At 69.2% G+C, this 16,750-nt stretch carries 21 protein-coding genes; 11 read left to right on the forward strand and 10 right to left on the reverse strand.

Annotation, left to right across the window (positions count from 1 at the left end):
- Nucleotides 1–66: 66 nt before the first annotated feature.
- Nucleotides 67–615 carry a type 1 glutamine amidotransferase domain-containing protein gene (locus ACIQ0W_RS04895; RefSeq protein WP_396641690.1) on the forward strand — a complete coding sequence of 183 codons (549 nt, stop codon included), beginning with the start codon at nucleotides 67–69 and terminating at the stop codon, nucleotides 613–615.
- Nucleotides 616–674: 59 nt separating this feature from the next.
- On the opposite strand, the gene ACIQ0W_RS04900 is transcribed toward ACIQ0W_RS04895, so the two are convergent.
- Nucleotides 675–809 carry a hypothetical protein gene (locus ACIQ0W_RS04900; protein ID WP_396641691.1) on the reverse strand — a complete coding sequence of 45 codons (135 nt, stop codon included), beginning with the start codon at nucleotides 807–809 and terminating at the stop codon, nucleotides 675–677.
- Between the two features lie 113 nt (nucleotides 810–922).
- Here ACIQ0W_RS04900 and ACIQ0W_RS04905 point away from each other — a divergent pair, with 113 nt between their 5' ends.
- Entirely contained in the window at nucleotides 923–1,138 is a 216-nt protein-coding gene (locus tag ACIQ0W_RS04905; RefSeq protein WP_396641692.1) for a multidrug transporter, read from the forward strand.
- Nucleotides 1,139–1,269: 131 nt separating this feature from the next.
- Here ACIQ0W_RS04905 and ACIQ0W_RS04910 read toward each other — a convergent pair whose 3' ends face one another.
- Nucleotides 1,270–2,445 carry an alcohol dehydrogenase catalytic domain-containing protein gene (locus tag ACIQ0W_RS04910; RefSeq protein ID WP_396641693.1) on the reverse strand — a complete coding sequence of 392 codons (1,176 nt, stop codon included), beginning with the start codon at nucleotides 2,443–2,445 and terminating at the stop codon, nucleotides 1,270–1,272.
- Between the two features lie 265 nt (nucleotides 2,446–2,710).
- Between ACIQ0W_RS04910 and ACIQ0W_RS04915 the strand changes: the two genes are divergently transcribed.
- From ACIQ0W_RS04915 to ACIQ0W_RS04925, 3 genes are read left to right on the forward strand one after another with little or no spacing between them, the layout of a single operon-like run.
- Nucleotides 2,711–3,229 carry an SRPBCC domain-containing protein gene (locus ACIQ0W_RS04915; protein ID WP_396641694.1) on the forward strand — a complete coding sequence of 173 codons (519 nt, stop codon included), beginning with the start codon at nucleotides 2,711–2,713 and terminating at the stop codon, nucleotides 3,227–3,229.
- On the forward strand, nucleotides 3,226–4,707 hold the full coding sequence (locus ACIQ0W_RS04920; protein WP_396641695.1) for a phytoene desaturase family protein: 1,482 nt from the start codon (nucleotides 3,226–3,228) through the stop codon (nucleotides 4,705–4,707). Before ACIQ0W_RS04915 ends, ACIQ0W_RS04920 begins: the two co-directional genes overlap by 4 nt.
- A gap of 44 nt (nucleotides 4,708–4,751) precedes the next feature.
- Entirely contained in the window at nucleotides 4,752–5,054 is a 303-nt protein-coding gene (locus tag ACIQ0W_RS04925; RefSeq protein ID WP_396641696.1) for a hypothetical protein, read from the forward strand.
- 13 nt (nucleotides 5,055–5,067) lie between these two features.
- On the opposite strand, the gene ACIQ0W_RS04930 is transcribed toward ACIQ0W_RS04925, so the two are convergent.
- Both ACIQ0W_RS04930 and ACIQ0W_RS04935 read right to left on the reverse strand, forming a co-directional pair.
- Nucleotides 5,068–5,571 carry a metallophosphoesterase family protein gene (locus tag ACIQ0W_RS04930; RefSeq protein ID WP_396641697.1) on the reverse strand — a complete coding sequence of 168 codons (504 nt, stop codon included), beginning with the start codon at nucleotides 5,569–5,571 and terminating at the stop codon, nucleotides 5,068–5,070.
- 9 nt (nucleotides 5,572–5,580) lie between these two features.
- Nucleotides 5,581–6,114: a DUF421 domain-containing protein gene (locus tag ACIQ0W_RS04935; RefSeq protein WP_396641698.1), complete on the reverse strand. Its 534-nt coding sequence runs from the start codon at nucleotides 6,112–6,114 to the stop codon at nucleotides 5,581–5,583.
- A gap of 201 nt (nucleotides 6,115–6,315) precedes the next feature.
- Here ACIQ0W_RS04935 and ACIQ0W_RS04940 point away from each other — a divergent pair, with 201 nt between their 5' ends.
- Together ACIQ0W_RS04940 and ACIQ0W_RS04945 are read left to right on the forward strand one after the other, a co-directional pair.
- The gene (locus tag ACIQ0W_RS04940) at nucleotides 6,316–6,600 is read left to right on the forward strand and encodes a DUF6412 domain-containing protein (RefSeq protein WP_396641699.1); all 285 of its coding nucleotides are present in this window, start codon (nucleotides 6,316–6,318) and stop codon (nucleotides 6,598–6,600) included.
- Between the two features lie 91 nt (nucleotides 6,601–6,691).
- A complete protein-coding gene (locus tag ACIQ0W_RS04945) occupies nucleotides 6,692–7,447 on the forward strand; it encodes a YidC/Oxa1 family membrane protein insertase (RefSeq protein WP_396641700.1) in 756 nt (251 codons plus the stop codon).
- Nucleotides 7,448–7,579: 132 nt separating this feature from the next.
- Here the strand turns inward: ACIQ0W_RS04945 and ACIQ0W_RS04950 are convergent, their stop codons facing one another.
- From ACIQ0W_RS04950 to ACIQ0W_RS04960, 3 genes are all read right to left on the reverse strand, one after another.
- On the reverse strand, nucleotides 7,580–7,918 hold the full coding sequence (locus ACIQ0W_RS04950) for a sugar ABC transporter ATPase (protein WP_396641701.1): 339 nt from the start codon (nucleotides 7,916–7,918) through the stop codon (nucleotides 7,580–7,582).
- A gap of 39 nt (nucleotides 7,919–7,957) precedes the next feature.
- Nucleotides 7,958–8,125 carry a hypothetical protein gene (locus tag ACIQ0W_RS04955; RefSeq protein WP_396641702.1) on the reverse strand — a complete coding sequence of 56 codons (168 nt, stop codon included), beginning with the start codon at nucleotides 8,123–8,125 and terminating at the stop codon, nucleotides 7,958–7,960.
- A gap of 84 nt (nucleotides 8,126–8,209) precedes the next feature.
- Nucleotides 8,210–8,701 carry an OsmC family protein gene (locus ACIQ0W_RS04960; protein ID WP_396641703.1) on the reverse strand — a complete coding sequence of 164 codons (492 nt, stop codon included), beginning with the start codon at nucleotides 8,699–8,701 and terminating at the stop codon, nucleotides 8,210–8,212.
- A gap of 135 nt (nucleotides 8,702–8,836) precedes the next feature.
- On the opposite strand from ACIQ0W_RS04960, the gene ACIQ0W_RS04965 reads away from it, so the two are divergent.
- Entirely contained in the window at nucleotides 8,837–10,021 is a 1,185-nt protein-coding gene (locus ACIQ0W_RS04965) for a hypothetical protein (RefSeq protein WP_396641704.1), read from the forward strand.
- A gap of 260 nt (nucleotides 10,022–10,281) precedes the next feature.
- Entirely contained in the window at nucleotides 10,282–10,632 is a 351-nt protein-coding gene (locus ACIQ0W_RS04970; protein ID WP_036297521.1) for a LysR family transcriptional regulator, read from the forward strand.
- Between the two features lie 74 nt (nucleotides 10,633–10,706).
- Here the strand turns inward: ACIQ0W_RS04970 and ACIQ0W_RS04975 are convergent, their stop codons facing one another.
- Both ACIQ0W_RS04975 and ACIQ0W_RS04980 read right to left on the reverse strand, forming a co-directional pair.
- Nucleotides 10,707–12,386, reverse strand: coding sequence for an ABC-F family ATP-binding cassette domain-containing protein (locus ACIQ0W_RS04975; RefSeq protein ID WP_396641705.1), 1,680 nt, complete (start codon nucleotides 12,384–12,386; stop codon nucleotides 10,707–10,709).
- Nucleotides 12,387–12,446: 60 nt separating this feature from the next.
- Entirely contained in the window at nucleotides 12,447–13,520 is a 1,074-nt protein-coding gene (locus ACIQ0W_RS04980) for an alkene reductase (RefSeq protein ID WP_396641706.1), read from the reverse strand.
- A 2-nt stretch (nucleotides 13,521–13,522) separates the two neighbouring features.
- On the opposite strand from ACIQ0W_RS04980, the gene ACIQ0W_RS04985 reads away from it, so the two are divergent.
- Both ACIQ0W_RS04985 and uvrA read left to right on the forward strand, forming a co-directional pair.
- Nucleotides 13,523–13,675, forward strand: a complete 153-nt coding sequence (locus ACIQ0W_RS04985; RefSeq protein WP_396641707.1) for a hypothetical protein — start codon at nucleotides 13,523–13,525, stop codon at nucleotides 13,673–13,675.
- Complete coding sequence (gene uvrA, locus ACIQ0W_RS04990) at nucleotides 13,672–16,119, forward strand: excinuclease ABC subunit UvrA (protein WP_396641708.1); 2,448 nt, start codon at nucleotides 13,672–13,674, stop codon at nucleotides 16,117–16,119. Before ACIQ0W_RS04985 ends, uvrA begins: the two co-directional genes overlap by 4 nt.
- 40 nt (nucleotides 16,120–16,159) lie before the next feature.
- On the opposite strand, the gene ACIQ0W_RS04995 is transcribed toward uvrA, so the two are convergent.
- Nucleotides 16,160–16,744, reverse strand: a complete 585-nt coding sequence (locus ACIQ0W_RS04995) for an alpha/beta fold hydrolase (RefSeq protein ID WP_396641709.1) — start codon at nucleotides 16,742–16,744, stop codon at nucleotides 16,160–16,162.
- Nucleotides 16,745–16,750 lie beyond the last annotated feature (6 nt).

Raw genomic sequence — 16,750 nt, forward strand, 5'->3', positions numbered from 1 at the left:
GTTCGGTTGCGGCGGGGCTGTCAAGCCCCTCGTACCCTCGGTCGCCTCGCGCGTAGCGTCGTCTGCATGACTGAACTCACAGGAAAACGCATCGCATTTCTCGCTACGGATGGGTTCGAGGACAGCGAACTGACCTCGCCCTGGACGGCCGTCACGAATGCCGGAGCTGCGGCCCTCATGATCGCCCCGAAGGGCGATTCGATCACGGGCAAGAACGGCCACGAGCAGGACGTGGACGAGACATCGGCCTCGGCGAATCCCTCCTCGTTCGACGCGCTCGTCCTTCCGGGCGGCGTCGTCAACGCGGATCACCTACGCATGGACGAGGCATCCATCGCCTTCGCGAAGGCCTTTTTCGAGGCATCCAAGCCGGTCGGCGTCATCTGCCACGGAGCCTGGCTGCTCATCGAGGCGGACGTCGTGGACGGACGCACGATCACCAGCTATCCGAGCCTGAAGACCGATCTGAAGAACGCCGGCGCCGACTGGGTGGACGAGGAGGTCGTCGTCGACCAGGGCCTGGTATCGAGCCGCACCCCGGACGATCTCCCCGCGTTCAATGCGAAGGTGATCGAGGAAATCGCGGAAGGCGCGCACGCCGGGCAGCACGCGTGAGGGTCTGAGAGAAGGCTCGGCGCACGAACCGCGCGTCGAGCCCCGCGGGATGCCGCGACTCAGCTGCAGCAACCACCGCCGCAGCACGAGGTCGCGGCATCCTGCGTGTTCGCGGCGAGCAGGTTCTGCTCGTCCGAAACCGGACGGAGGGTCTGCAGAGGCGCGCTCTGTGTGGCGTTCTGGGAGGTGGTCATGGTGTCCATGCTAATCACGCAATCCCGACCAGGGCGCGTCGCGGCTCTAGCACGCCGCATCCGTTGCGCACCATACCGAGCGGGAGAGGGCGCTGCCGCCCTAGGGTCGCCTCATGGATGACACGACGAACAACGGCGACGCCGACGATACCGAGATGACGAAGGAAGAAAAGCGACGAGATCAGCTTCTCGCCGCGCCCGACGCGGTGGAATCGGACGCGGCGCCGCGCATCGAGGTCTCGGAGCACGACGGCAACACCCGGATCGACATCGCCGACACGGCCGCGGTCCGGCCCGGTCCCCCGCCGACGCCCGAAGAAGACGCCTGACCCCGGGCACTGCTCACCAGGCACCGAACCGCCAGGCCATCGAACGACCAGGCCACCGAACGGTCGCGACACGCCGCCTTCCTCATCGCCAGGCGGCGTGTTGCGTCCGTTCGACGTGGGCGGCCGGGCGCTCAGGGCTCCAGCACGACCTTGATGCAGCCGTCCTCCTTCTTCTGGAACGTCTCGTACATCTCGGGCGCGCGATCGAGCGGAACCCGGTGCGTCGTGAGGCCCATGACCCCCAGCGGGTCGCTCGAGTCCTCGACGAGGGGCAGGATGTCGTCGATCCAGCGCTTGACGTTGCACTGGCCCATGCGCATGCTGACCTGCTTGTCGAACAACGTCTTCATGGGCAGGATGTCCGCATCACCCGCATAGACGCCGCTCAGCGAGACCGTGCCGCCACGACGGACGATGTCGATCGACGCGTGCAGCGCCGCCATCCGATCGATCCCCGCTTTCTCCATGAGAGGTCGGGCCATCGCATCGGGCAGCAGACCGATCGCGCTCTGTGCAGCGTGCACGCCAGGATTCCCGTGCGCCTCCATGCCGACGGCGTCGACCACCGCGTCGGCCCCGCGCCCCTCGGTGAGGTCGCGCAGCTCGTCGACGATGGTGTCGGTGAGGTCGTAGGTCAGCGCGCCGTGCCGCTCAGCCATCGCCCGCCGCTCCGGCACCGGGTCCACAGCCAAAACTCGGAAACCGCGGTGCACGCCCACGCGCGCCACGAATTGCCCCACGGGTCCGAGGCCCATGACCGCGAGGGTGCCGCCCTCGGGTACATCGGCGTACTCCACGCCCTGCCACGCGGTCGGCAGGATGTCGCTGAGGAACAGGTAACGGTCGTCCGGAAGGTCGCTGCCGACCCGGATGTGGTTGTAGTCCGCGTGCGGCACGCGGAGGTACTCGGCCTGCCCACCCGGTACCTGGCCGTAGAGCTTGGTGTAGCCGAAGAGCGCGGCGCCGCTGCCGTACTCGCGCACCTGCGTCGTCTCGCACTGCGACTGCAGCCCGCGGCGGCACATGAAGCAGTGCCCGCACGAGATGTTGAACGGAACGACGACGCGGTCGCCCACGGCGAGGTTGGTCACCTCCGAACCGACCTCGACGACGACGCCCATCGGCTCGTGGCCGAGGATGTCACCGCGGCCGAGGAACGGCCCGAGGAGTTCGTACAGATGCAGGTCCGAGCCGCAGATGGCCGTGGAGGTGATCTTCACGATCGCGTCGGTGGGGAATTCGATGCGGGGATCCGGAACCTCGTCTACCGATACGGTTCGTTTGGCCTGCCAGGTGAGCGCCTTCATGATTCCTTCCTTCGCACAACAGGTATCGATGGGTCCCCTACGTTCGCGGCTCCAGGGAGTATTCGCCAGGCGGTTGCGTGGACGGCCTCGGACAGCGACAATCCCCGTGCCCGATCCGCCGTCTCGAACGGACGCAACGTGCCGTCCGAACCGCTGACCCAACGGCATGTTGCGCCCGGTCGATTCGGTCGATGCCTGTCAACCCCCGCACGTCCTCGCGGAAAGCGCGCGAGAATCGAGTAACTCCCCGACCGGAATGAGGATGATGTCTCGCAACGTCCGCGTCATGCACTGCCCGCCCGAAGCCGTCTTCCGCGTTCTCGAGGACGGCTGGCTCTACCCGGCGTGGGTCGTCGGGGCATCCCGGATGCGCGATGTTGACGGCCCGTGGCCCGAGGTAGGTGGCCGTCTGCACCACTCCGTCGGCGTCTGGCCGGCGCTCATCGACGACGAGACAGCCTCGCTGGAGTGGAACCCGCCGCACCGCATGGTGATGCGGGCCAAGGGCTGGCCGATCGGAGAGGCCCGGGTGACGATCGATGTGAAGCCCCGCGGCGAAGGATGCGTCGTGCGCATCCAGGAGCACGCGGTGGCAGGCCCCGCCACGCTCATCCCCCGCCCGATCGCCGATGCGATGCTGCGGTGGCGGAACTATGAGACGCTCCACCGCCTCGCCTACCTGGCGGAAGGGCTGAGCTCGTCGCCCGAAGAATCCACCGCGGACGAAGAAGGAACGGACGCCGTCGACGGCGACACCGACCCGCGCGGCGGCGATTCGGCGTGAGGGCGACGCGCGGATCCAGCCGCTCGACCGAGGTCGATGCGGTCATCGTCGGGGCGGGTCCCAATGGCCTTGCCGCGGCGGTCACGCTCGCTCGCGCGGGACTCTCGGTGCGTGTCTTCGAGCGGGCAGACCGTGTCGGCGGGGGCAGCTCCTCCCGCGATTTGACCCTGCCCGGGTTCATTCACGATGTCTGCTCGGCGGTGCATCCGCTCGCCTTCGAGTCGCGCTTCTTCCGGGAGTTCGACCTCGCTCGTCGGGTGGAATTCTTCACACCGGAGGTCTCGTTCGCCCATCCCCTCGACGGCGGCGCCGCGGCGATCGCGTACCGCGACCTCGACCGCACCCGCGAGGGACTCGGATCGGATGGCGCGGCCTATGCGTCACTGATGGGGCCGCTCGCCGCCCGGTCCGGCCACGTCGCCGATCTGACGGGCCAGTCGCTGCTGCGCGTTCCGACGAGCCCCGTCACGGCGCTCGCGTTTGCGGCGGCGACGCTCGAGCAAGGCACTTCGGCGTGGAACGCCCGGTTCCGGGGCGATGCCGCGCCCGCGCTCCTGACCGGCGCGGCGGCTCACACCTCGCTTCCCCTCCCGAGCCTGGCCTCGGCGGGGGCCGGACTCGCGCTCACCACGTACGCGCATGCGCGCGGTTGGCCGATCCCGCGCGGCGGCAGCCAGGCGATCGCGGACGCGATGCTCGACGATATCCGGGCGCACGGCGGAACGGTCGAGACGGGCGTCGACGTCACCAGCCTGGGCCAGCTGCCGCGATCCCGAGTGACGCTGCTCGATCTGACCCCGCGTGCGCTCGTCGCGCTCGCGGGTCCGCGTCTGCCCGACCGCTATCGTCGAGCGCTCGCGAACTTCCGGTACGGCAACGCTTCGGCCAAAGTCGACTTCGCGCTGTCCGAACCGGTTCCGTGGACGCATCCGGAACTCCGTCGCGCCGGCACGCTGCATCTCGGCGGCTCACGTGCAGAGATCGCGGCCAGCGAGAACGAGGTCACGAACGGACGTCTGAGCGGATTGCCGTATGTGCTCGCGTCGCAGCCCTCGATCTTCGATGACACCCGCGCACCCGAAGGCATGCACACGCTGTGGACGTATACGCATGTTCCCGCCGGCAGCACCGTCGACCGCGCCGAAGCAGTCATCAGACAGATCGAGCGATTCGCGCCGGGATTCCGCGACACCATCGTGGGGATGTCGTCGTGGACCGCCGCAGACCTGCAGCGGCACAACCCGAATTATCCGGGCGGCGACATCGCCGCGGGAACGCCGGATCTGTTCCAGCTCGTCCGGCGGCCGGTGCTCAGCACCGATCCGTGGCGCACCCCGTTGCCCGGTGTGTATCTGGCCTCGGCGTCCGTGATGCCCGGGCCCGGCGTGCACGGGCTCGGCGGGTGGCTCGCCGCGCGGAGCGCCCTGCGTCACGAGTTCGGGATCGAGGCCTGGCCGGACCTCTCCCTCGGCGCCTGAGCGTGCCGCAACCCGGCGCGGCGAGCGCCGATAGGCTTCGGCGTGTGGACGAGATCGAGAACATGGCCCGACAGCTCGAGCGGATGCTGGGTGACCCCATCGCCGACGCGGTGAACGGCACGGTGATGATCGTCTCGGTTTCGGAACCGACTCGCCGCTGGGGATACCAGGCCTGCCAGATCGAGATCGTGCCGGACGCGCCGGGTGTAGAACCGGTGCGGGTGGCGACGGAGGTCGTGACGACGCGCAAGCACTGGCCGAAGGTCGGCGGCGTCTTGCCCGCGCGCATCTCGACGTCCCGCCCGGAGCGGATGGACATCAACTGGGACGCGCTCGCCCGGGGCTGAAACCACCGTCGCCTCAGGGCGCCCCCAGAGGCACGAGCGTCACGTCACGCAGCACGCCGGCATCCACGGTGAGCGTCATCATCGTTCGGTGCGGCTGGCGGCGGCGATCGGTGGGTGAGCCCGGATTCAGCAGGCGAAGGCCACCCGGGGTGACCGAGTCCCACGGGATATGGCTGTGCCCGAAGATCAGGACGTCGGTCTCGGGGAACGCGGCATCCGTCCACGCGTGCCGACGTTTCGCGTCACCCGTCTCGTGGATGACCGCGAACCGCACGCCTTCGATCTCGCGTCGCGCGATCTCGGGTAGGCGCGAGCGCAGGTCGGGGCCGTCGTTGTTGCCGTACACGCCCACCAGCTCGCCGTGCTGAGACAGATCGTCGAGGACGGATGCCCGGGTCCAGTCCCCCGCGTGAATGATGAGATCCGCCGCATCGGCGGCCGCCCGCACCTCGTCGGGAATGGCACGGGACCGATCGGGGACGTGCGTGTCCGAGATCAGCAGCAGTCGCGTCACCATGCCCCGACGCTACGCCCGCGGAGCTGGTGGCCGGTCGGCACCGACGACACCGGCGAGCGCCGAGCCGTCACCCATCTTGCTGGCGCTGATGACGCTGACCTTGCCGTTCGTCTCGAGCACGACGGCGCCGACGTCCGCGATGTCGCCCGATCCTGAGCTGCGGATCGCCTGCCGCACCTCCGACTCGGCGAGTCGCGCTCGTCGGAGGGCCTCGGGTCGCATGACGCCGTCCGAGAGCAGTAATACGGGCTCCGAGGTGAGGATGCGTCGTGCGCCTCGCCAGCGCGACGAGATCCACGCGATGACGAACTGCAGCGCGGCGATCAGCGCGAATGCGGTCGCGCCATCCGCCCACGACACCGTTGAACTCAGCAGCGCGGTCGCGAGGATGGAACCCAACGCGACGGTGACGACGAAGTCGAAGACGTTGAGCTGGGCGAGCGTGCGTTTGCCGGAGATCCGCAGCACGACGATGACCGTGAGGTAGGCCGCCGTCCCGAGGACCAGGATGCGCCCGAGATCGGACCAGGAATCGAACCACATGCGTGTCGCCTCCGTTCGGTGAGGGTTGGCGAGCACCAGCCTGTCAAAGACCTGTCGGCTGTGCACCGGGCTTGCCCCCGATCCGGCCCCGTGCTTCACTCCGAGCGGTAGACCGATGGCCCGGCGGTAGAGGACCTCGGGCCGGCCGCGCGACCCTCAGGTGTTAGCGTGAAAGCTCGGGCGGATGAGAGGGGATGCGTGATGCGAGAGCTCTTCGCCGCCTTCATCGGCCTCGTTCTGCTCGCGTCGGGGGTCGCTCCCGCGCTGGATTCGGGTGCGACGATCGGCTTGGTCGCGCTCGTCATCGCGGCCGTCGCGACGCTCGCGGCGCTGGCCCACCTGGTCCGCCTCGATGCATCCGCACCCGGCACGCACATCCGTCCGGACGGCTCGATCGGCATCGCGACGCCACCGGCTCAGAGCGATCCGGACGCCGCGGGCCATTCCCGCCCTCGAGCCCCGGGTATCGCGGCCTCGGCCGCGTAGCCCTCGGTAGTCCGCCCCCGCCCGCGGGGTGCTTCGCCGACGTCTGTCGCGGCTATACGCCGCCTACCCAGACTCGACGATCGGAACCTCCGTGGACCTCTTTTCCCTCCCCCCACTCGCCGCCCTCCTCGACGCCGTGTACGCGGCGATGATGTGGCTGACCGACATCCTTCAACCCGTCGCTGGCGACGCATCCGCCGCGGTGGCGATCGTGCTCCTGACCCTGACCGTGCGGACGGCGCTGATCCCCGTGGGCGTCTCGCAGGCGAAAGCCGAGCAGACGCGGGCTCGTCTCGCCCCGCGCCTGCGCGCGATCCAGAAGCGCTACAAAAGCGACCGCGAGCGTCAACAGCGGGAGATGATGAAGCTGTACGCAGACGAGAACACCTCGCCCTTCGCCGGGTTCCTGCCGGTGCTGGCTCAGGCTCCCGTGGTGGGCATCATCTATGCACTGTTCCTCCACACCTCGATCGCGGGACACCCGAACGCGCTTCTCGCCGAGCAACTGGCCGGGGTGCCCCTCGGCACGAGCGTGCTGGGCTCGCTCGGGACAATCGACCCCGGGATCGGGGTCGTGTTCGGGATCCTGATCGCGATCGTGTGCGTTGTCGCCGAGATCACACGCCGCGCGTTGCGCGCGCCTGTCGCAGGAGCAGACGCGGATGCGGATGCCTCACCGCTGACATCCGCGGGCGCCCAACGCGCACTGGGACTGCTGCAGTACGCGACCGCGGTCGTGCTGCTGTTCGTTCCACTCGCCGCGGCGCTGTACCTGACGGTGACGGTCGCCTGGACACTGGTCCAGCGCCTTCTCCTGCGCCGCCGCTATCCGCTGCCCCAGGTATAGCCGCAGACCGGCGTCGAGCCCGCCGGTTCCCGTCGAGCCCGCCGGGTATGCACCGAGCACAACCGGCGGACTCGGCAGTACCCGGCGGACTCGACGAGAGGATGCGTGCTCAGGACGCCGCGGGCCCGGCTCTCAGAGGTCCTCGGGCGACAGGTCGCCCTCACCCTCGTCACCGAGGTCGGCGACGAGAGGACTCTCGCCCTGGGACTCCGGCTGGTCGAGTCCGGCACGAACATCTGTCGCGGGAATGTCGTCGTCGTCCGCCGGGATCTCCGCGGGGTCGGCGCCCGTCGCGGTCGCGGGTTCCGCGAGCGGGGCTCCGGTCTCGCTGAGGCGGCCATCCCACTCCGCCTGCGCCGGGTCTGCGTCCGCGTCCGGAGCCAGGGAGGTGTCGTTGTCGCTGAGCGGCTGATTGGGCACCGAGGTGCCCTCGTCATCCGTCATGCCGCTGTTCATCATTTCGTCAGTCATCTGGTCTCCTCGCTGAAGTGTTGCTCGTGCTCGGAATTGCTATTCGTCGTCAGAATCCGGGCCGACGTCGTCCAGTTCGGGCGCGTCCGGGTCCTCCTGACCGATGCCCGCGGCATCGATGGCCGGGGCGTATTCGCCATCCCGCGGCCCCGTGGGCTCCGGGTCTGCGATCTGCTGCTCTTCTGCGGGGTCTCGTGTGTCCGACATGGTCGTTCCTCTCGATTGCCGAAGCCTGAGCGTCTCACCGGAACGGATGCCCCGCGCCCGGGTTGACGAGGGACCATTCCTCCGTTAGCGCGACAGAAGGCTCACGGACGGCTGGACGGATGCCGTGGGCACCGCAACGACCGTGCCGTCGACCTCGCACACGCTCGCGAGCGTGTTGAAAACCGTGCCGTATCGGCGCAGGTTCGCGTGCATCAGTTCGACGCGCCGCGCGGGCTCGTCGGTGATGACAGAGAGCTCGTAGTGGATCTTCGAGAACCGCGGCGGGCTGTCCTGTCGATGCGCGGTGACGACGACGTCGGCACCCTGGTATCGAAACGGCATGAGCTGCGACGATCTCTCGACGTTCTTCAGCAGACACGCGGCGAAGGCGGATGCCAGCAGGTCGGCCGGTCCCGGCAGCCCGCTGGGCTCCGGCGCACCCCAACTGCCGTCGAAGGCGATCGCTTCAGAGCCTGCGTTCGCAACCGCCGGATGCCCGGGCGCCACGCCTGCACGGACCGTGTACGAATGCGGCGCGGATGCGGGTGCGGGTGCGAGAGGGGTCGAGGAAGCCATGCCTTCAGCATCCGCCCTCGCGCGCGGCTGTCGCAGAGACGAAGGTCCCGTGGCGGGGCCAACGGCCCTGTCAGGCATCGGCAGACGGGTGGAGCGTTGACATCACGAGCTTCACTCGAACCAGGAGGCCACGCCATGAGCGTCGTGTCACAGACCTATCGATTCGCTGCCGCCGCCCTCGCGGCCGGCATCCTCGTGCTCGGCACCGGGACGGGCGCGGTCGCCGCGACGCCGCCGAACACCCTTGCCGCCGCTGGCACATCGGTCTCGTACGCCGCCGCGACCGACGACCTCGAGGGCCCTCAGTTCTACAGCGGAGCGACGCTCGATGTGTCCGGCACGGTCGACGGAGACGTCTACGCCGCCGGGCAGAGCGTCACGATCAGCGGCGACGTCACGGGTGATGTGATCGCGGCGGCGCAGACCATCACGATCACCGGCACCGTCGACGGCGACGTCCGGCTCGCGGCACAGGATGTGACGGTCAGCGGCGAGGTCACCCGCAGCGGCACCGTTTTCGCCGCGAGCGTCGCGGTGACAGACACGGGATCGTTCGGTAGCGACCTCGTGGGCGCCGCCAACGACGTCCGCATCTCGGGCGAGGTCGGGCGGGACGCGTTCCTCTCCGTCGGCCGCCTGACGATCGATGGCACGGTCGGCGGCAACCTCACGTACTACGGCCAGCGCGAGGGCCAGATAACCGATGGCGCCGTCGCGGGAACCGTGGACTTCGTCCAGACGCAGCGGTCGTCCGACGTGCAGGTCTCACCCTGGGCGATCTTCGCCGGCTGGGTGCTCGGGCTGCTGTATGCACTCGTCGCCCTGAGCGTGGTCACGCTTCTCGCCGGGCTCCTCATCCCCCGGTGGTTGAACCGGGTGACGGATCACCTGGTGCCGTCGCCGTGGAAGGCGCTTCTCGTCGGGTTGGTGGCATCCATCGCCGTGCCCTTCGCGTTGCTGTTCCTGCTCATCACGATCATCGGAGCACCCCTCGCCCTGGCCCTCGGCCTGGTCTGGACCGTGCTGACGCTCGCGACGTTCGTCTTCGGGGCCTACTACCTCGGACGGCTCATGCTGCGCGGTGGGCAGCATCCGGTCGTCACGGCGCTGCTCGGCGGCCTGATCCTCATCGTGGCGCTGCAGGTCCCGTGGCTGAACGTGGTGGTCTGGCTCGCGATGGTGTTCTTCGGCCTCGGCGCCCAGCTTCTGGAGTTCTGGACGCAGCGGCCGTGGCAGACACGGATCGACCCGGATGCCTCGGCCCCTCCCACGACTGACACACCGGATGTCCCGACCGGGACGACACCGCAAGCCCCGTAGCGGCCCCGGCGGAGCGTCCCCCCTCCTCCCGAGTGCACGGCCAACACGCGAGTGCACGACCCTGGCACGGTGCCGAGGTCGTGCACTCGCGTGCAACCCGTACGTTCGGCGGCCAACCCGCGTGGCGCGCGGCTCGCTCAACACACGAGCCGCGTGCCGTCTCCACATCGCGCATCCGGCGGCAAGCGCCGGCTGCTGCCCGCACGCCCGGTAGCCTGGGCAGCGCCCTTACCTGCTTCCGCGACGACGAAAGGCGAACGGTGAACATCACGCTCCTCCGCCGATTCGTGGCGCTGACCGCCGCAGACCTGCACGCGCCCCGCGCGGCGCAAACCCTCGGCATCCCGCTCGCATCGCTGTACACGTCGATCGACAAGCTCGAGGCCGAGGTCGGGCATCCGATCGTCACCCGCAGCAAGTCCGGGTGGACGCTCACACCCGCCGGCAAGCTCCTGCTCATCGAGGCGCAGCAGCAGATCGCCCACGCCCCCGCGCCCGCGGCCAAAACGGGTGGGCCCGCGGGCGGCAAAGCGAAGGCCTCGAAGGGCAAGGGCCGCGCGCCCGTCGTCAAGGGCGAACCGAAGCCCTTCAAGAAGCGTCAGGGTCGTTAGTCAGGGCCGTTAGTCAGGGCCGTTAGTCAGGACGTTCGTCCGAGACATCCGGATGCTCCGGCCGCGGCGTCTTCTTACAGCTCGGTGACCTGCCCCGCCTCGACCCGCCAGTGGCGGTCGGTCTGAACGGTGTCGAGCATCCGACGGTCGTGCGTCACGAGCAGCAGTGTGCCCACGTATGACTCCAAAGCCTTTTCGAGCTGCTCGATCGCCGGCAGATCGAGATGGTTCGTCGGTTCGTCGAGCACGAGCAGGTTGATGCCCTGCGCCTGCAGCAGCGCCAGGGCGGCCCGCGTGCGCTCGCCCGGCGAGAGCTCATCCACGGCTCGGTTCACGTGATCGGCCTTCAGCCCGAATTTCGCGAGCAGGGTGCGGACCTCTCCCGATGCGAGGGCGGGAACGAGTCCCTCGAACACATCGGCGAGCGCTCGGGTGCCGGTGAGAAGCGACCGTGCTTGGTCGATCTCGCCGACCTGCACGTTCGCGCCCACGCTCGCGGAGCCCTCGTCGGGCGCCTGCCGCCCCAGCAGCGCCCGCAGCAGGGTCGACTTGCCGGCGCCGTTGGGCCCCGTGATCCCGACCCGCTCCCCCGCGTTGACCTGCAGCGATACCGGACCGAGCGTGAAGGATCCCTGCCGGAACACCGCAGAGTTCAGCGTCGAGACGACCGTGCTCGAGCGCGGTGCCGCGCCGATCGTGAGTTCGAGCTGCCATTCTTTGCGGGGCTCATCGACCTCGTCGAGCTGCGCGATCCGACTCTCCATCTGACGCACCTTCTGCGCCTGTTTTTCGCTCGACTCGGTGGCAGCTTTACGGCGGATCTTGTCGTTGTCCGGCGACTTCTTCATCGCGTTGCGGACGCCCTGGCTCGACCACTCCCGCTGCGTGCGAGCTCGTGACACCAGGTCCGCCTTCTTGTCGGCGAATTCGTCGTACTTCTCGCGCGCGTGGCGCCGCACCGTCTCGCGCTCCTCCAGATACGCGTCGTACCCGCCGCCGAAGACGCGATTGGATGCCTGGGCGAGGTCGAGTTCGAGAACGCGCGTCACGGAGCGCGCAAGAAACTCGCGGTCGTGGCTGACGAGAACAACGCCGCCGCGGAGCCCGCGCACGAACGCCTCCAGCCGTTCGAGGCCGTCGAGGTCGAGGTCGTTCGTGGGTTCGTCGAGCAGCACGATGTCGAAGCGGGACAGCAGCAGCGCCGCGAGTCCCACACGAGCCGCCTGACCCCCCGATAGCGAAGTCATCAGGGCGTGTTCGGCGCTCGCGGCGCCAAGATCGAGGCGCAGGTCCAGCCCCAGGTCGGCGAGCACCACGGGGATTCGCTCGTCGAGATCCGCCGCGCCGCTCGCCAACCAGCGATCGAGCGCCGCCGAATAGACGTCCGCCGGATCAGCGTCGGTGCCCGTCGCGGGTGCGGGATCCCCCAGAGCGGATGCCGCGGCATCCATCGCTGCCGTCGCCTGCGCGCACCCCGTGCGGCGGCCGATGTAATCGGCGATCGTCTCGCCCTCGACCCGCTCGTGCTCCTGCGGCAGCCAGCCGACGAAAGCGTCGGCGGGTGCCAGCGAGACCGTGCCTGCCTGGGGCTCGTCGATTCCCGCGAGCAGCCGCAGGAGGGTGGACTTGCCGGCGCCGTTCGCTCCGACGACACCGACCACGTCACCCGGAGCGACGGTGAGGTCGAGGTTGTCAAACAGAGTGCGGTGGCCGTACCCGCCGGCGAGTCCGCGCGCGACGAGAGTTGCGGTCATGAATTGATTTTCGCATTCCGGTGGGGCCACCCCGTCACGGGCAGCACCCCACCGGGTGCGCTAGGCGGAGAGGCGCGGGTAGTCCGTGTAGCCCTCGGCGCCCAGGCCGTAGAACGTCGCCGGGTTCGGCTCGTTCTCGGGGTGACCACCCTGCCACCGCTCGACGAGGTCGGGGTTGGCGATGGCCAACCGTCCGACGGCGACCGCATCGGCCGACCCGTTCGCGACGAAGTCGATGGCCTCGTCCTTCGTCGTGAGCTTTCCGAAGCCGCTGTTGGCGATGAAGGTGCCGCCGAAATCAGCACGCAGCGACTGCACGAGGTCACCGGCGGGCTCAGCGTGCAGCACGCTCAGGTATGCAAGGCCGAGCGGCGCGAGGCCGGTCACGACGGCCTCGTACGTGGCCTTCACATCGTCTGCATCCGTCTCGAACACGTCCTGGATGTTGTGGGCCGGGGAGAGCCGGATTCCCACACGTCCCGCGCCCACGGCATCCGCGATCGCACTCGTCACCTCGACGACGAACTTCGCGCGCGCCTCGGGCGATCCGCCGTATGCGTCGGTGCGCTGGTTCGAGACCGGCGAGAGGAACTGGTGCAGCAGGTAGCCGTTCGCTCCGTGCACCTCGACACCGTCCATACCTGCGTCGATCGCGCGAACCGCGGCTGCGACGATCTCGTCGCGAACCTGCGCGAGCTCATCCGTCGTCAGCGCGTGCGGCACGGGGTACGGCTTCTTGCCCAGCGGCGTGCGCACCTCGCCCTCGATGGCGATCGCGCTGGGGGCGACGATGCGCGGCGTCCCCGTGATGTCCGTATGTGAGACGCGGCCACCGTGCATGACCTGCATCACGATCAGCCCGCCCTCGGCGTGGACGGCATCGGCGACGGCGCGCCATCCCGCGACCTGCTCCTCGGTGACGATTCCCGGCTGACCGGGGTACGCCCGCGACTCCGCGGTCGGATAGACACCCTCGGTGATGATCATGCCGAGACCTGCCCGCTGCGCGTAGTGCTCAGCGACGAGTACACCCGGCACGCCATCCGCGCCGGAACGCGTACGGGTGAGCGGCGCCATGACGACACGGTTGGCCAACTCGAGATCGCCGACGGTCAGCGGGGAGAACAGTTTCACAGATGGAGCCCTTCGCAGAAAAGTCGGGTCACGATGTGCGACCCGACCTGACCAGCAACGAGGCATCCGGACGCCGTATTCCCCGCATGCCGCTTTACGCCGGTGACGCAACCCCCAGCGCGGTCGAGCACACCCGCGTACCGTCGATGACATGACACGGGACGATCTGGATGGCTGGGTGCGGGTGCGCGGCGCGCGCGAGCACAACCTGAAGGATGTCGCGATCGACATCCCGCGCGACTGCATGGTGGTCTTCACCGGCGTCTCGGGTTCGGGCAAGTCCTCGCTCGCGTTCGGCACGCTGTACGCCGAGGCGCAGCGGCGTTACTTCGAGTCGGTGGCGCCGTACGCGCGGCGCCTGCTGAACCAGGTCGGCGCACCCGACGTCGACGAGATCACGGGGCTGCCGCCCGCCGTCGCGCTGCAGCAGCGCCGGGGCGCGCCGAGCTCTCGCTCCACGGTCGGCACGATCACCACGCTGTCCAACCTGGTCCGCATGCTCTATTCGCGCGCCGGGTCCTATCCCGCGGGAGCGTCACACCTGTCGGCCGAGGCGTTCTCGCCGAACACCGCCGCCGGCGCCTGCCCGCGGTGCCACGGTCTCGGAACGGTGCACGACGTCACCGAAGAACTCCTCGTGCCCGACGACACCCTCAGCATTCGCGACGGAGCGATCGCCGCCTGGCCGGGGGCCTGGCAGGGCGCGAACCTGCGCAGCATCGTGCGAGGCCTGGACATCGACATCCACAAGCCGTGGCGGAAGCTCCCCCGCAAAGATCGCGATTGGTTGCTGTACACCGACGAACAGCCGTCCGTCTTCATCGAACCCGAAGAGGGCCGCGTCGACCACGGCTACTATGGAAAGTTCTGGAGCGCGCGGGCGCACGTGATGCACGTGCTCGGGCAGTCGCAGAGCGAGCGGATGCGCGAGAAGGCCATGCGCTTCGTCCGCAGTATGCCGTGCCCGGAATGCGGCGGCAGCGGCCTGCGTCCCGACGCCCGAGCCGTGACGTTCAACGGCCGGTCGATCGGCGAGATGAACGCGATCCCGTTCGCCGAGCTCGCAACAGAGCTGCGTGCGGGAGCGGATGCGGCGACGGCCGCCGGTGATGGCGAGGCGGCGGATCGCATCGCCACCGATGTCATCTCTCGCGTCGAGGTGCTGCTGGATCTCGGCCTCGGCTACCTGAGCCTCGGCCGCAACTCCACCACCCTGTCGCCCGGCGAGGCGCAGCGCCTACGCATCGCGACGCAGCTGCGCTCGGGCCTCTTCGGCGTCGTGTACGTGCTCGACGAACCCTCCGCGGGCCTGCATCCCGCCGACGCGCAGCCGCTTCTGCGGGTGCTGGAGCGCTTGAAGGACTCCGGCAACTCGCTGTTCGTCGTCGAGCACGACCTCGACGTCATCCGTCGCGCCGACTGGGTGGTCGACATCGGTCCCGCGGCCGGCGAGGGCGGCGGACACGTCGTGTACTCGGGTCCGGTCGACGGACTCCGCGCGGCGGAGGGCTCCGTCACGGGACGCTACCTCTTCGCCGAGACGGCGCCGGTGGAGCGCGAGCCCCGGACGCCCCACGGATGGCTGCATCTCACGGGCGTCACCCGCCACAACCTGCGCGACGCATCCGCCGACATCCCGCTCGGTGTCATGACCGCGGTCACGGGGGTCTCGGGTTCGGGCAAGTCGACGCTCGTGACGCAGGTGCTCGCGCAGATCGTGCGCGATCGTCTCGGGGCGACGCCCGAGGATCCAGAAGACGCGGCATTCGAGGTCGACATCGAAGCGGTGTCGGGGGCTGAGGCGTTCGACCGCCTCGTCGTGGTCGATCAGCGGCCGATCGGGCGCACCCCGCGGTCGAACCTGGCGACCTACACCGGGATGTTCGACGTCGTCCGCAAGCTCTTCGCCGCGACCGACGAGGCGCGCTCACGCGGCTACGGCGCGGGCCGGTTCTCGTTCAACGTCGCGGGCGGGCGATGCGAAACATGTCAGGGTGAGGGATTCGTCTCGGTCGAGCTGATGTTCCTGCCCGGCACCTACGCGCCCTGCCACACCTGTCACGGCGCGCGGTACAACGCCGAGACCCTCGAAGTGACGTACCGCGGGAAGTCGATCGCGGATGTCCTGGGGATGACCGTCGCGGACGCCGCGGAGTTCTTCTCGGACGTCGCGGGAGCGTCGCGCAGCCTCGAGATGCTCCGCCAGGTCGGACTCGGTTACCTGCGCCTCGGCCAGCCCGCGACCGAGCTCAGCGGCGGCGAGGCGCAGCGCATCAAGCTCGCGACCGAGCTGCAGCGGGCACGCCGGGGCCACGCGCTCTACCTGCTGGACGAGCCGACCTCGGGCCTACACCCCGCCGACGTCGAGCTGCTTCTCGATCAGCTGCAGCAGCTGGTGGATGCGGGCAACTCGGTTGTGCTCGTCGAGCACGACCAGTCCGTGATCGCGGCGAGCGACTGGGTCATCGACATGGGCCCAGGAGGCGGCGACGCGGGCGGACGGGTCGTCGCGACCGGCACGCCCCGGGAGATCGCGCGGGGCGACGGCGCGACCGGAACGCATCTCGCGCAGTGGATGGCCCGAACAGACCGGGCCTGACCGCGCCTGACCGCGCTTGATCGCGGCTGATCCGGCGGGGTCAGTCCCAGTCGAGGTAGTCCTCGATGGCCCACGAGGTCGCGCCCACGTGAGTGGTGGGGAACAGGTGTCCGCCGCCCTCGACGGGGACGACGCTCACGAGACCCGGCGCGGATGCCTGCAACGCCTCGCCGTTGGCCGGGGGCGTCACATCATCCTCGGTACCCTGCACGACGAGCACGGGCAGTCCGTCGGCCAGCGGCGGGGCCACATCCGCCGCCTCCACGCCGAGCAGCAGCACCCCGTTCACCCGTGCGTGGTGATCGAGCGAAACCCGACGCGCGACAGAGCCGCCGAACGCGTGACCGCCGACCCAGGCGTCCTCGATGCCGAGGTGATCCATGACGTCGACCACGTCCTGTGCGAGGTCACGAGCCGCCCCACCCACGGCATCCGTTTTGTCGGCGGAATGGCGCAGACCGATCCGGACGACGCGGAAGTCCTCCTGCGAGACGGAGTGCGCGAGCGAGCTCAGCGCGTCGATGTCCGAATCCCGGTCCGCGATCAACACGAGAGCCGGGCCCTCGCCCTCGGCTGCGTAGGGAACGGCGCGTGCGTCGGGTTCGAAGATCTGAGTCTCGGTCATCGTCGT

The sequence above is a fragment of the Microbacterium sp. genome (genome assembly GCF_044340635.1).
Lineage (GTDB): Bacteria > Actinomycetota > Actinomycetes > Actinomycetales > Microbacteriaceae > Microbacterium.